At 33.8% G+C, this 14,318-nt stretch carries 17 protein-coding genes; 11 read left to right on the top strand and 6 right to left on the bottom strand.

Going from position 1 to position 14,318, the window contains the following annotated elements; translation table 11 throughout:
• The first annotated feature begins 29 nt into the window (after positions 1-29).
• The 5 genes from JQC67_RS09900 (at position 30) to JQC67_RS09880 (ending at position 4,340) form a co-directional block, all read left to right on the top strand.
• A complete protein-coding gene (locus JQC67_RS09900; RefSeq protein WP_203252653.1) occupies positions 30-1,061 on the top strand; it encodes a DUF3500 domain-containing protein in 1,032 nt (343 codons plus the stop codon).
• 11 nt (positions 1,062-1,072) lie between these two features.
• Positions 1,073-2,044 carry an aldo/keto reductase gene (locus JQC67_RS09895; RefSeq protein ID WP_203252652.1) on the top strand — a complete coding sequence of 324 codons (972 nt, stop codon included), beginning with the start codon at positions 1,073-1,075 and terminating at the stop codon, positions 2,042-2,044.
• Between the two features lie 7 nt (positions 2,045-2,051).
• Entirely contained in the window at positions 2,052-2,885 is an 834-nt protein-coding gene (locus tag JQC67_RS09890; protein ID WP_203252651.1) for a sugar phosphate isomerase/epimerase family protein, read from the top strand.
• A gap of 9 nt (positions 2,886-2,894) precedes the next feature.
• Positions 2,895-3,782: an SMP-30/gluconolactonase/LRE family protein gene (locus JQC67_RS09885; protein ID WP_203252650.1), complete on the top strand. Its 888-nt coding sequence runs from the start codon at positions 2,895-2,897 to the stop codon at positions 3,780-3,782.
• Between the two features lie 99 nt (positions 3,783-3,881).
• A complete protein-coding gene (locus JQC67_RS09880) occupies positions 3,882-4,340 on the top strand; it encodes a DUF1569 domain-containing protein (RefSeq protein ID WP_203252649.1) in 459 nt (152 codons plus the stop codon).
• A gap of 248 nt (positions 4,341-4,588) precedes the next feature.
• On the opposite strand, the gene JQC67_RS09875 is transcribed toward JQC67_RS09880, so the two are convergent.
• Positions 4,589-4,792, bottom strand: a complete 204-nt coding sequence (locus JQC67_RS09875; RefSeq protein ID WP_203252648.1) for a hypothetical protein — start codon at positions 4,790-4,792, stop codon at positions 4,589-4,591.
• A gap of 392 nt (positions 4,793-5,184) precedes the next feature.
• Positions 5,185-5,517: a DUF2853 family protein gene (locus tag JQC67_RS09870; RefSeq protein WP_203252647.1), complete on the bottom strand. Its 333-nt coding sequence runs from the start codon at positions 5,515-5,517 to the stop codon at positions 5,185-5,187.
• Between the two features lie 272 nt (positions 5,518-5,789).
• Here JQC67_RS09870 and JQC67_RS09865 point away from each other — a divergent pair, with 272 nt between their 5' ends.
• From JQC67_RS09865 to JQC67_RS09855, 3 genes are all read left to right on the top strand, one after another.
• Positions 5,790-6,515, top strand: a complete 726-nt coding sequence (locus tag JQC67_RS09865) for an MIP/aquaporin family protein (protein WP_203252646.1) — start codon at positions 5,790-5,792, stop codon at positions 6,513-6,515.
• A 68-nt stretch (positions 6,516-6,583) separates the two neighbouring features.
• Positions 6,584-7,228, top strand: coding sequence for an SGNH/GDSL hydrolase family protein (locus JQC67_RS09860; RefSeq protein WP_203252645.1), 645 nt, complete (start codon positions 6,584-6,586; stop codon positions 7,226-7,228).
• Positions 7,229-7,266: 38 nt separating this feature from the next.
• Positions 7,267-8,883, top strand: coding sequence for a family 20 glycosylhydrolase (locus tag JQC67_RS09855; protein ID WP_203252644.1), 1,617 nt, complete (start codon positions 7,267-7,269; stop codon positions 8,881-8,883).
• Between the two features lie 75 nt (positions 8,884-8,958).
• Here the strand turns inward: JQC67_RS09855 and JQC67_RS09850 are convergent, their stop codons facing one another.
• From JQC67_RS09850 to ruvX, 3 genes are all read right to left on the bottom strand, one after another.
• Complete coding sequence (locus JQC67_RS09850; protein WP_203252643.1) at positions 8,959-9,381, bottom strand: DUF5606 family protein; 423 nt, start codon at positions 9,379-9,381, stop codon at positions 8,959-8,961.
• 78 nt (positions 9,382-9,459) lie between these two features.
• Positions 9,460-10,050, bottom strand: coding sequence for a peptide deformylase (def, locus tag JQC67_RS09845; RefSeq protein ID WP_203252642.1), 591 nt, complete (start codon positions 10,048-10,050; stop codon positions 9,460-9,462).
• Positions 10,051-10,461, bottom strand: coding sequence for a Holliday junction resolvase RuvX (gene ruvX / locus JQC67_RS09840; RefSeq protein WP_203252641.1), 411 nt, complete (start codon positions 10,459-10,461; stop codon positions 10,051-10,053). It lies immediately after the preceding gene.
• Between the two features lie 254 nt (positions 10,462-10,715).
• Here ruvX and JQC67_RS09835 point away from each other — a divergent pair, with 254 nt between their 5' ends.
• The 3 genes from JQC67_RS09835 (at position 10,716) to JQC67_RS09825 (ending at position 13,500) form a co-directional block, all read left to right on the top strand.
• Positions 10,716-11,531 carry a 2,3,4,5-tetrahydropyridine-2,6-dicarboxylate N-succinyltransferase gene (locus tag JQC67_RS09835; protein WP_203252640.1) on the top strand — a complete coding sequence of 272 codons (816 nt, stop codon included), beginning with the start codon at positions 10,716-10,718 and terminating at the stop codon, positions 11,529-11,531.
• A gap of 208 nt (positions 11,532-11,739) precedes the next feature.
• Positions 11,740-12,549: a glycosyltransferase family 2 protein gene (locus JQC67_RS09830; protein WP_203252639.1), complete on the top strand. Its 810-nt coding sequence runs from the start codon at positions 11,740-11,742 to the stop codon at positions 12,547-12,549.
• A gap of 156 nt (positions 12,550-12,705) precedes the next feature.
• Positions 12,706-13,500 (top strand): glycosyltransferase family 2 protein, encoded by a 795-nt coding sequence (locus tag JQC67_RS09825; RefSeq protein ID WP_203252638.1) that lies wholly within the window; start codon positions 12,706-12,708, stop codon positions 13,498-13,500.
• On the opposite strand, the gene JQC67_RS09820 is transcribed toward JQC67_RS09825, so the two are convergent.
• Entirely contained in the window at positions 13,479-14,294 is an 816-nt protein-coding gene (locus JQC67_RS09820) for a glycosyltransferase family 2 protein (RefSeq protein WP_203252637.1), read from the bottom strand. The genes JQC67_RS09825 and JQC67_RS09820 overlap by 22 nt on opposite strands.
• Positions 14,295-14,318: the final 24 nt, after the last annotated feature.

Raw genomic sequence — 14,318 nt, 5'->3', positions numbered from 1 at the left:
AACTACCATTAATTAACCAAAATCAACAAATGAAAACTCGACTACCAATAGCTTTTATTGCTATTTTTTTAATTACAATTAATCTCTCAGCACAAAACTTATCGGAAAAAGCAACTACATTTTTAGAATCACTATCTGATGATTTACGCTCAAAAGCATCATTTTCTTTGGATGACGAAGAACGGTATAATATGAAATATGTACCAATTTCGAGGAAAGGACCTCGTTTTCATGACTTTAATGAAACTCAAAAAGCAGCAGCAATTGATTTACTTAAATCTTCATTGAGTGAAGAAGGTTATCGAAAATCAAAAGATATAATGTCACTTGAAAAGGTGCTTCGTATTATAGAAGACGACGACAATGATATAATGCCAGATGGTAGACCACGAAGAGACCCATTAAATTATCACTTCTTAATTTTTGGTGACCCTGCTTCTGGAACCCCATGGGGATGGAAATTCGAAGGACATCATCTTTCGCTAAATTTCACTTCAACAGATGGTAAAATCACCTCTGCAACTCCTATTTTTTTCGGCACTAACCCAGGCCTGATTAAAATAACAGGGCACAAAGAAAAAGAGGTACTTAAAAAGGAAACCGCTTTGAGTTTCAAATTAGTGAATTCACTATCGTCAGCACAATTGAAAAAAGCAAAGTTCGCTGATATAGCACCCGAAGAAATTATTACCACCACCATTCGAAAGGTTGAAAACTTTGAGCAAAAAGGAATTTTTTATAACGACTTCACAGCTGATCAAAAAGATACTTTTAATGAATTGCTCGATTTGTACATGAACAATTATGAAAAGAATTTTTCGGAAGAATATCGTGCGAAAATAAAAAAGGCCGGAATTGAAAATTTATCATTCTCTTGGGCAGGAAGTTTAGAACCAGGAACCCCGAATTACTGGTGTATTCAAGGTCCAGTTTTAATAATCGAATATGACAACACACAAACAGATTCAAATCATGTACATACTGTTGTTCGAGATCCGACCAACGATTACGGAGAAGATACTTTAAAGAAACATTACGAAAAAGGACATCATAAAAAATAGACTAAAATTATATGAAATATAGAAGGTTCGGAAGAACAAACTGGCAAGTAAGTGAAATTGGATACGGAATGTGGGGTATGGCCGGATGGACAGAATCTGACGATGCACAATCTGCAAAATCATTAGACTTGGCTGTTGAAAATGGTGTCAACTTTTTTGATACTGCATGGGGATATGGAGAAGGACATAGTGAAGAGTTATTAGGACAATTAGTTAGACGACATCCAAATAAAAAAATATATACTGCGAGTAAAATTCCACCAAAGAATTTTCAATGGCCAGCAAAACCAGAATATTCTTTTGACGACTCATACCCTACCGCTCATATTATTGAGTACACTGAGAAAACACTCAAAAATTTAAATCTTGAGCAAATAGATTTAATGCAATTTCATACGTGGGATGACGGCTGGAGCAATCGTGAAGAATGGCAGCGAGCAATTGAAGATTTAAAAGCTTCTGGCAAAATAGCTGCAATGGGTATCAGTGTAAACCGCTGGGAACCTACAAATGGAATTATCGCCTTAAAAACTGGATTAATTGATTCGGTTCAGGTTATTTACAACATATTTGACCAAGCACCAGAAGATGAACTTTTTCCGCTATGCGAAAAAATGGATATAGCGACCATTGCGCGTGTTCCATTTGATGAAGGTACACTTACCGGAAATATCACCAAAGAAAGCACATGGCCTGAAGGTGATTGGCGCGGCACTTATTTTGTGCCCGAAAATTTGATTCCGAGTGTAGAACATGCAGATAAATTAAGACCGCTTATACCAGAGCATATGACCATGGCTGAGATGGCGCTGCGATTTATAACCATGAATAAAAATGTGGGCACCATTATACCTGGCATGCGTAAAGAACGAAACGTTTTAGCCAATACTGCTACAAGTGATGGTCAAGGCATTTCAAAAGAATTATATAATGAATTAAGATCACATCGTTGGGACCGTGTTCCAACATCTTGGTCGCAATAAATCAAATATGACAACACGTAGAACCTTTATTAAAAATGCTGGTCTAGCAACTGCAGGCGCTTTAGTGCTTCCCTCTTGCGGATTTGCCTCAGTCAATCAACAGAAATACGGAGTTCAATTATATACTTTTAGGGATGCTATGGCTGCTGATGCTCTAGGTACTTTAAAACAAATTGCTGACATTGGTATTAAAGAAATAGAATCCGCTCGTAGCGCAAAAGGTCATTATTACGGACTTTCACCTGCCGATATGAAAAAGGCTTGTGAAGATTTAGGTATGAGCTTAAAAAGTGGTCATGTTGCCTTAGATGACAACTTTCAAAAAACTATGGAAGAAGCCCTTGCCGCGGGACAACCTTATTTAATTTGTTCTTCTTTGCCGAGTAAAGGCCAAACTATTGATAATTACAAACGTGTTGCAGAAGCTTTTAATAAGGCGGGTGAAGATTGTAAAAAACTTGGATTGAAATTTGGTTATCACAATCATGAATACGAATTTGAATCAGAAAATGGTGAAGTGCTGTATGATGTTCTCATGGATAATACTGATCCTGACTTAGTACATATGGAACTTGATTTGGGATGGGTAATTGTTGCAAAAAAAGACCCGCTTAATTATTTTAAAAAGTACCCAGGTCGTTTTCCGCTTTGGCATTTAAAAGACATGAATATGGCTGAAAAAGAAAGTACAGAATTCGGAAAAGGCGGTTTAGATATTGTAAGTATGTTGCAAAATAAAAAAGCCTCAGGTGTGAAACATATTTTTATTGAACAAGAAGAATACGCAAGTACACCGCTTGAAAGTATGAAAGAAAATATGACGTATTTAGCTAATTTATAAAAGACTCTAATGAAACATTTATATCTGTTCGCAGCACTTGCACTTTCAATTACTTCTTGTAAAGCACAAAATATTATTACTGAAGGTGCTAAACTCACTTTAGTTTCTGAGGAATTTGAGTTTACTGAAGGGCCAGCTGTGGCTAAAAATGGAGATGTCTATTTTACCGATCAACCTAATGATCGTATTGTTAAATGGAATGCTGCAGATAATACAGTTTCTGATTGGATGACACCATCTGGCCGTTCAAATGGTCTTTATTTTGATGCTAAGGGCAATTTGCTTTCTTGCGCTGATAATAAAAACGAACTGTGGCAAATAGATTCTGAAAAAAATGTTACTGTTTTGGTAGATAATTTTGAAGGTAAAAAATTAGGTGGCCCTAATGATCTTTGGGTAGATACTAAAGGTGGTATTTATTTTACAGACCCTTTTTATAAAAGACCTTGGTGGGATTATACAGAACCAGAAATAAATGCCAGAAGAGTTTACTACGTTAATCCACAAAATAAGGAAGTGAAAATTGTTGCTGAAAATTTTGTTATGCCCAATGGCATTGTTGGTACAGCGGATGGTAAAACCTTATATATTGCTGATATTGGTGACAAAAAAACCTACTCTTTTACTATTAATGAGGATGGAAGTCTTACCAACAGAAAGCTTTTTACTGAACTCGGTTCAGACGGAATGACAATAGATAGTCAAGAAAATGTTTATTTAACTGGTGATGGTGTAACAGTTTTTGATAAAACTGGAAAACAAATTAATCATATTTCTGTACCAGAAAAATGGACAGCCAATGTGACTTTTGGTGGGCCTAAGCAGAATATATTATTCATCACTGCAATGGATTCTGTTTACACTCTAGAAATGGCAGTGAATGGTATCGCAAAATAATTAGTGAAATTTTGTCCTAAATAATCGAATGTAAACGTCTTTAAAATAACCTGTATAGTATTTAAAAGAAAATTATAAACATTTAAACCATTACCAAACATGAGCTGGAAAAATCTATTTGACGAAAAAGAAACTGCTAATGCCATTGAACGTATAAATAACCTTACTCCTGAAACTAAAGGGCAATGGGGTAAAATGACCGTGGCACAAATGATGGCCCATTGTAATGTTGCTTACGAAATAGCATATACAGACAAACACCCGAAACCAAATGCATTCGCAAAATTTATGGTTAAGTTATTCGTGAAAAATACGGTTGTAGGGCCTAAACCGTATAAAAAGAATACGATGACATCGCCAATTTTTAAAATGACAACTGAAAAAGATTTTGAATTAGAAAAGAATCGATTGATAAAACATTTAAATAAAACACAGCAACTGGGCGCTGCGCATTTTAACGGACTTGACAATCCTGCTTTTGGAGAGTTAACAGACAAAGAGTGGAATACATTATTCTCTAAACATTTGGATCACCACCTTACACAGTTTGGTGTTTAATACATTGTAGTATTTAGAATACTTTAATTATAAAAAAAGCAGAACAAAGATATCTTTGTTCTGCTTTTTATTGAGTAGTACTATTTTCTATGTATAATATTTATTAATGCTTTAGCAGCTCTTTTTTAAAGCTATAATTTTCTTTTTCCTCAGTAGATTTATTTCATAATTCTACTTACAACTATATAACTTTTCTACTTGACAATTCTACAAATATAGCAGCTTCAATGTCAGTACTAATTCCATTACTAGTTAATGCATTTAACAAATACTTCTTCGCCTGCAATAACATCCAAATTTACCATTGCTAAATCAGTGTTCTGATGTGCCTCAGGTGTTTCTGCAATGATATAATCGGAAATTAAATCAGTACTCTTATTACATGACATCGTTAAAACCATGATCGAAAAAGCAAGGAGAAATGTTTTGAATTTGAATTGAGGCGTCTTCATAAGTAGATTGTTTTTTAGGGCGTAATAGGATCTCTATTAATAACAGATATGAGATTGAATTGTTGCGAGATACTATATTTACTAGACAAACTACCTGTTAATCGATTAACGTATTCGTTCATCAGCATTTTACTCCGATGTATAGATGAACGGCTCTTTTAAGTTAAATTAATATCGATAAAGTGTAATTTCAGTTGAAAACAGTGTATTTAAAAGTAGTAGAAAAGAGACGTATTACCTTATAGTATGCATATTACATTGCTTAGATATCAATACTATAAGATATGTCAAGAGGTTTAAAAGAATAATTTAACGTTGTGTACAAAAAGCAAAAAAGCCTTCTATTTAATAGAAAGCTTTAACCCTATCGTTCTTAGGTGAATCTAGAAAGACTATCCTAATTCTTCTTTTACCAAATAGTAAAATGCAGGACGACTTTTCATTCGAATACCGGACATCTTACCGGCAACACTATTAATTGCACCCATCGCTTTTTCTTTGTCAGTTACACCTAATTTTTTCTCTACAAAATTTCTTCTAACTGTTTCAAGTTCTGAGGTATCAGTTCCAGAAACTAAAGTAGCATCTTTATTATCTACCATTGATTTCAAACTGTTTACGTATCCATCTAAAATATCATTATCGATATTAGAAACGCCGCATTCAGACAACTGGCTAACCGCAGTTGCCTTTAATTTTGCTAATTTTTCACTTAAATCACTCATTGTTTTTGATTTTTTTAATGCTAATGATTTTTAACCAATGTAAGAACAAAGTTGTTCTACACATCTTAGCTCTAAGTTATGTAATTCTTCACTAAAAAATACCCTCAAAAAACGATATTTTATCGATACCACTGCATTTCACAACGATTTAACTAAAATTAGATATCTTGAGTTCTAATATTTTTTATGAAATTAATAGTGCCATTCTAGCATCTTTTTAAATACCTTTAAAAACAGTATTTAAACCTAATAATCAAACCAACTACGAAATTATGACAGCTTATCTTTTTGAATTTATTGGTACTGCAATGCTTATCCTTTTAGGTAATGGTATTGTAGCCAATGTTAACTTAAAAAACACCTATGGGAATACAGCTGGTTGGGTGGGAATTACAATTGGCTGGGCAATGGCAGTTTTTGTTGGTGTATTTGTAGCAGCTGATACTAGTGGAGCACACCTAAACCCAGCCGTAACAATTGCTCTTGCAACTGCAGGAAAATTTGGATGGGGGTTAGCACCTGGCTATATTATCGCCCAAATTTTAGGCGCAATGACTGGGACTACATTAGTATGGCTAAGCTATAAGAAACAATATGAAACGAGTGAAGACCCAAGTGCAATTCTAAGTACGTTCGCAACCACACCTGCTATAAAAAACGCTTTTTGGAATTTCTTAAGTGAGTTAATAGCAACCTTTGCATTCATTTTAGCCATATTTTATATTGCCGGTGGTACTGTTGGTGAGGACAACATTAAACTTGGCTCTTTAGACGCACTTCCTGTAGCTTTATTGGTCTTGGCGATTGGTATGAGCCTAGGCGGCACTACAGGTTATGCTATTAACCCAGCACGTGATTTGGGCCCTCGAATTATGCATGCAATTCTACCTATTGCTAATAAAGGTGAAAGTGCCTGGTGGTATGCATGGATACCAGTAGCTGGACCTATTTGCGGAGGTCTCCTAGCTGCTGCAGTCTATATGGCTGTTGGTATTTAATAGGTTTCAACAATATTTAAAATTCAACGCGCTAACTTTATCACCCTTATTTTATTTAGACTATAACTATGAAGTACTTAATTATTTTGTTTGTTTTAATAGGATGTACCACTTATGGCCAAGATGCTACACGATTTGCAAGTGATGTAGCTGCAATCCAAAAAAAATATGATACTCTTTTAGATTCTTCAAAAGAAACATACGTTTTTACAGGAAGTTCAAGTATACGTATGTGGAAAGACTTATCTAGTAGATTTCCGAAAAATCAAATTGTAAACTCTGGTTTTGGAGGATCTCAAGCAAGTGATTTATTAGTTTACCTAGACCAGCTTGTATTAAATTACAAACCTAAAAAAGTATTTATTTACGAAGGCGATAATGATATTTCAGCAAAAAAAACATCCAAAGAAATTATTGCAACTACAACAGAAATTATTAATAAAATACGCCTAAAAAACCCAAATACTCAAGTAGTTTTAATAGCTGCTAAGCCAAGTATTTCGCGATGGAACTTAAAAAGAGACTACAAAAAATTAAATCGAAAATTCAAAAAATTAAGTAGAAAAGACCCACTTACTGACTTTGCCGATGTATGGAAACCAATGATTTACAAAAAAAATGTACTACAAGATATATTTATTGAAGATGGTCTACATATGAATGCTAAAGGCTATAATCTTTGGTATGAAGTTATTAAAAACCACTTACCTTAGCTACCAATAAAATCACAAACTAAACTTTTACATATTTTATGAAATCAGTACTTATCAAATTATTCTTGACTTGCTGTTTGACAACTACAATTATATCATGCACGCAAGAAAAAAAGAAACGAGTTTTAAATTTTCCTGATACTAATTTAGCTGCTGAAAATCTCATACCAAAGCCGTTACAAATGATTCCCACCAACGGCGGATTTGCTTTAGATAAATTCACTGCGATTTATACTTCTCAAAATGCAACAGGTTATGAAGAAGTTGGTCAGTTTTTAGCAAAAAAAATTAAGGCAAAAACAGATCTTGATGTACAAGTAAATGTCGATGAGATACCCGGAAGAGAAGGCGTTATTTATATTAATCAAAGTGATAGTCTAGAATTAGAAACTCCTGAAGCATACCAAATTTACATTACTTCTGATTCTGTTATTTTAAATTCAAACTCAGCTGCAGGTGCTTTTAGAGGCATTCAAACACTTAGACAATTAATACCTGAGGTTAGTTCTGATACCTTAGCTGAATATCCTGTTTGGACGATTCCTACTGGTAAAATTGTAGACAGTCCTAATTTCGAATACAGAGGTAGTATGCTTGATGTTGCGCGTCACTTTTTCAGTGTTGAAGAAGTAAAAAAGTATATAGATATACTCGCCTACTACAAATACAATGTTTTGCATTTGCATTTAACTGATGATCAAGGTTGGCGAATAGAAATTAAATCATGGCCTAAATTAACAGAGGTTGGTGGTAGCACCGAAGTTGGTGGTGAAAGCGGTGGATTTTATACGCAAGAAGAATACAAAGAAATTGTTGCCTACGCAGCAGAACATCATATTACCATAGTGCCTGAGGTTGATATGCCTGGGCATACAAATGCTGCCTCAGTATCATATCCTTTTCTTAACGGAAACGGTAAAACTCCTAAATTATATGAAGGTACACATGTTGGCTTCAGCACTTTTGATACAAGAAAAGATACTGTATATGCCTTTATTAATGATGTAGTTCGTGAAATAACTGAATTGTCACCTGGCCCCTATTTTCATGTTGGTGGTGATGAAAGTCATGTTACAAAAAAGAAAGATTATATCTATTTTATGGATAAGGTTGTTGATATTGTTAAGCAGTATAATAAGATTCCGATTGGCTGGGATGAATTAGCTACTGCCAACGTAGATTCAACTTCAATTGCGCAATACTGGGGGTCTAAAGAAAATGCTGAAATTGCTGTTAAGAAAGGAATGAAGATTATAATGTCACCAGCAAAAAAAGCATATTTAGATATGGAGTATGATACCGAATCTAAATTTGGTTTGCATTGGGCTGCTTACATACCTACAGATTCTGCCTACGTATGGTCACCAGAAGCATATGATGGTATTCCTTTAGAGAATATTTTAGGTGTTGAAGCTCCGTTGTGGTCCGAAACTATTAGTGATATCAGTGAAGCTGAATATTTAGCATTTCCGCGTGCAATTGGTTATTCTGAATTAAGTTGGTCTACAGAAGAAAATCGAAATTGGGAAAACTATAAAGTACGTTTAGCAAATCAAGCACCATATTTAGAGCGCATGAATGTGCAATATTATCCTTCACCTTTAATTGATTGGAAGAAGAGTAAAAATACCTTTGAAGAAATTAAAAAGGACTAAAACTTCAATATAAATTGTAGAATAAAAAAGCCTAACAGTAGTGTTAGGCTTTTTATTTGCTTGATATTTTAAATATTATTCTTCTTCAGAACCTTCCTCTTCACCTTTATCTGAAAAATCAGTAATTCCATTTTCATGAAGAATATTATACCATTGTACTACCTTTTTAATATCGCTAGAATAAACGCGATCTTCATCATAGTTAGGCAACACTTCAAAGAAATATTCTTCTAGTTTTAGTTTGTCTGATTTATGCGGAATTGCAGTTTTACCACCTTTTTCTTTTACTTGAATTTTAAGAAAGACCTCGCGTAAAGGCAATTCTTCTTCTAAAGTATATATAGCTATTTCAGAAAGTACACTCACATTATTTCGAAGACCGACTGTGATCCTTTTACCATCTAGTAATGATTCTGCTACAAAACCAGCACGGGTTTGTGTAATCAACTTATATAATCCGGGTTTACCGGCAATCGACAAAATTTTATCTAAACTCATTTATTCTTTATTTCTGGCCTAACCTTACTTTTTTCAGGCAGGCAAATATGTAACATATCTAGCGAATTAAAAACTGTTTTAACGTCCTTTTTTCATAGCAGGAAATTTCATGCGATAATCAATATTGATATTTCCTTTAGAAATGTTGGTCAAACGCTTTTTTAATAAGCGTTTTTTTAATGAAGATAATTTATCAGTAAATAATATTCCTTCTATATGATCGTATTCATGTTGAATTACACGAGCACGAAGGCCATCATAAGTTTCTGTTTTTGCTTTAAAATTTTCATCCAAATAAGAAATAGTTATGGTATCTTTTCTTGTCACATCTTCACGTACATCTGGAATACTAAGGCAACCTTCATTGAAGGTGAAATCTTCTCCAAATTCTTCTTCAATTACCGCATTAATAAAAACTTTCTTAAAGCCAGATAATGCTTTTTGTTCTTCTTCGCTTAGACTGTCATCATCTGCAAAAGCACTAGTATCAACAATAAAAAGGCGAATAGCAATTCCTATTTGCGGAGCGGCTAAACCTACACCACTTGCATTATACATGGTCTCCCACATATTTTCAATTAGCCCTGCTAAATTCGGATAATTCTTATCGATCTCTTTGCATTCTTTTTTCAAAACAGGATCGCCATAAGCAACAATAGGTAACATCATCTACATTCTATTTAAATACGCCTGCAAAATAAGTGTTGCACTTATTTCATCTACTAAGGCTTTATTTTGTCTTTTCTTTTTACCCATTCCGCCTGCAATCATTGAAGACATCGCCATTTTTGAAGTGAATCGTTCATCTTGACGTATAATAGGAATTTTGGGTAATTTCTTAGTTAACTTTTCAATAAAAGATTTTATTTCAACCTCAGATTCAGAGGGCTCATTATTCATTTGCTTAGGCTCGCCTATTACTATTTGTTCAACCGTTTCTTTTTGAATATAGCTTTCTAGAAACTGCAACAACTCTTTTGTAAGAACTGTTGTTAAGCCTGAGGCAATTAGTTGCAACTCATCTGTAACTGCAATGCCTGTTCTTTTCCTTCCGTAATCCAAGGCTATAATTCTACCCAAACAAAGCTATTTAATATTCTGAATCATCAATTTCGTTCAAATTACTATTAAACTGAAATTTTCAGCAAAAATAACCCTTAATATGTTATATGTATAAATTTGGTTAACGAATTCATCTTTGAGCGTGTATATTTGCCATCTTGAACATTGTTTCTAATGCATATTAATAGTACGTATATTGAAATTTTGTTAAAAATCAAGGCAAAACTATTAGAAGCCTTTTTAAAATTATCAAAAACAGAATTACATTTAAGATGACAGAATTAAAACAAACTATAGAAAAAGCCTGGGACAACAGAGAACTTTTAAAAGAAACTGCAACCCAAGATGCTATTAGATCGGTAATTGACCTTTTAGATGCTGGTGAATTGCGTTGTGCTGAACCAACTGAAAATGGATGGCAAATAAACGAATGGGTTAAAAAAGGTGTAGTTCTTTATTTTCCTATTCAAAAAATGGAAACTTTAGAAGTCGGTATTTTCGAATACCACGATAAAATTCCGTTAAAGCGCGGATATAAAGAAAAAGGAATACGTGTTGTACCACATGCTGTCGCAAGACATGGTGCTTATATTTCTGCTGGTACAATATTGATGCCTAGCTATGTGAATATTGGCGCATATGTAGATGAAGGTACTATGGTTGACACTTGGGCAACTGTAGGTAGTTGTGCTCAAATTGGTAAAAATGTTCACTTGAGCGGCGGTGTTGGTATCGGTGGTGTATTAGAACCATTACAAGCGGCACCGGTTATTATTGAAGACAATGCTTTTATCGGCAGTCGTTGCATAGTTGTTGAAGGTGTACGTGTTGAAAGCGAAGCTGTTCTTGGCGCGAATGTTGTACTAACGGCATCTACCAAAATTATTGACGTTACTGGTAATGAACCCGTAGAAATGAAAGGTAGAGTACCTGCAAGATCCGTTGTTATACCTGGTAGTTATACCAAAAAATTTCCAGCTGGAGATTTTCAAGTACCATGTGCATTAATTATAGGAACAAGAAAAGAAAGTACCAATAAAAAAACATCCTTGAATGATGCACTTCGTGAATATGATGTTGCGGTTTAATTAAATTGTTATTGAGCTATGTGATTTGAGATATTTATTTTGACAAACGTCTTGTTTGATTAATAATAAACGTTAAAAATTCAAATCACATAGTTCAAAACAATACTCCAAATTGAAGGAAAATTCCAACTTAAAATATAATTTTTTGCTTTTTTTACAGTTAGTAATGAAGACCACCCTATGATAAGTAACCTACAGAATTGTATTTATGGTGCTTCAAAGGCAAAAAATATCAGCACTCGTTATCACATATAACGAAATTGGATATATTGAAAATTGCATAAAATCGGTTGAATTTGCTGATGAAATTATCGTTGTAGATTCGTATAGTACTGATGGTACGTACGAATATCTTTTATCACATCCGAAGGTAAAAGTCATACAACATCCTTTCAAAAACTACACCGCACAAAAGGCTTACACGCTAGAACAAGCTTCAAATGACTGGGTTATTTTTATTGATGCAGATGAAGTAGTTACAGAACAATTGCAAAACGAAATTATTGAAACTGTTAATGGACCTAAAAACCATGCTGCATATTGGTTCAGAAGAAAATTTATGTTTCAAGAAAAACGGTTACGCTTTAGTGGCTGGCAAACTGATAAAAATTATAGGCTTTTTAGAAAAAGTAAAGTGAAATTCGCTCAAAGAAGAATTGTACATGAAACTCTTGAGGTAAATGGCACATCGGGCATACTTAAAGAAAAACTCACACATTACTGTTACCGAAATTTCAACAACTATAAAGGAAAAATGCTTTGTTATGGTCGTTTAAAAGCCAAAGAAGCATTAGCACAAAACAAACAATTTAGTGTAAGTTTATTACTCATTAAACCCACATTTGTTTTCTTGTATAATTATATCTTTCGACTAGGTGTGCTTGACGGAATAAAGGGTCTTAAAGTTTGTTATCTTAATGCACTTGGTGATTGGGAGAGATACCTAGAATTAAGACGTTTAGAACAACAAGAACAAAAAATACCACATCTCAATACCGCACCGCAAAGAGGAAATTAATAATTCAAATGTAGTAGCCTTTTCTTCCGAAAATTGCAACTTTATTACTATAACTTTATCGGTTTCTCATTTTATATGATTATTTACGTATAACAATCTTCATTTCACTATTTTAATTATAGCTTTGTAGTAAATTACTTCAATTTGGTAATTGTTATGAATAACAGCAAAGTGAAAATTTCTGCAGTAGTCATTGCTTTTAATGAGATTGGATACATTGAGAGATGTATTGAATCTGTTGAATTTGCAGATGAAATCATTGTTGTTGATTCTTTCAGCACAGATGGCACTTATGAATACCTTCAAAAAAAATCAAAGGTACAAGTAATTCAAAATCCTTTTGCGAACTTCACATCACAAAAGTCTTTTGCTTTAAAACAAGCAACAAATGATTGGGTACTTTTTTTAGATGCTGATGAAGTTATTTCGAAAGCACTTAGAACTGAAATTAGGAAGACTGTTGAAAGTAATACTGACCATGCAGCTTTTTGGTTTTACAGAAAATTTATGTTCGAAGATAAATTACTTCGATTTAGTGGTTGGCAAACCGATAAGAATTACAGACTTTTTAGAAAAAGTAAAGCCAAATTCTCAGATCGGAAAATTGTACATGAGACCTTAGTGGTAAATGGTAAATCAGGAATTTTTAAGGAAAAACTGACCCATTATTGCTATAAAAATTATGAAGATTACAAAGCAAAAATGCTGAAGTACGGCAAATTGAAAGCAAAAGAAGATTTCTTTACTGAGAAAAACTTTAATTATTTATCTCTTTTCGCAAAGCCAATGTGGAAGTTTTTTAATCATTTCATTTTGCGTTTAGGCTTTCTTGACGGACGAAAAGGAATCATTATATGCTATCTAAACGCCCTTGGCGATTTGGAGCGTTACCGTGAATTAAAAAGACTTGAAAAGAAAAATGAAATGGCTTATTTCTTAACAATGCCATGATAGGTCCATACACTTTTGTTCTGCCTAACTTCTTTTCTAATTACCATATTTCTAGCAATGGCCTCTGGCGTTCGATAACTTCGTTCATGATCTAGGTGAATACATACAGCACTATATCGCAATTGTTTTGATTTTATTCCGAAATTCGACAAGCGTTCTCCAAATTCTCGATCTTCTCCCCCATACTGCATTCTTTCATCAAAGCCATTTACATTCAAAATATCATTTTTCCAACCCGATGCATTATGACCGTTCCAACTTGCTTTTGTTGGCGTAAATGTGTTGAATAATTTGGATATAAAACCACTAGAGGTAAGCTTATTATTTTTGAATGTATTCGGTATTCCCTTTTTCTTTAGCCAATTGATATCAAAACAATTTTGCTTTAGAATATCTTCTTCTTCAATTGCTAATGAAATATTCATTGGCAGCATATAATAACCACCAGAGATAAAATGCCCAGGGTCTTTATTCAAATAATGTACCTGCACAAAATCTTCTCGCGGTATACAATCACCGTCGGTCATAATAATATATTCTGCACTACACGCGGTGATTGCCTTATTAAGAATTCTGCATTTTTGAAAACCATCATCTTCTTGCCAAACATGTTTGATATCATAAGACACCTTCTCTGACATCGTATTTATCAAATCTATGGTTTCTTGACCTGAGCCATCATCAGCAATTACAACCTCAAAGTCTTTATAAGTCTGACAATCAAAACCCCAAAGAACTTTTTGCAACCAATCTGGTTTTTTGTATGTACTTATAATAACACTTACGGTGTTCATAAATAGAATTTTGACCTATTGTTT

Source organism: Aurantibacter crassamenti (assembly GCF_016811105.1).
Taxonomy (GTDB): domain Bacteria; phylum Bacteroidota; class Bacteroidia; order Flavobacteriales; family Flavobacteriaceae; genus Aurantibacter_A; species Aurantibacter_A crassamenti.
Note: the sequence above shows the minus strand (reverse complement) of the source record. Positions and strands in the feature narration are given on the sequence as shown.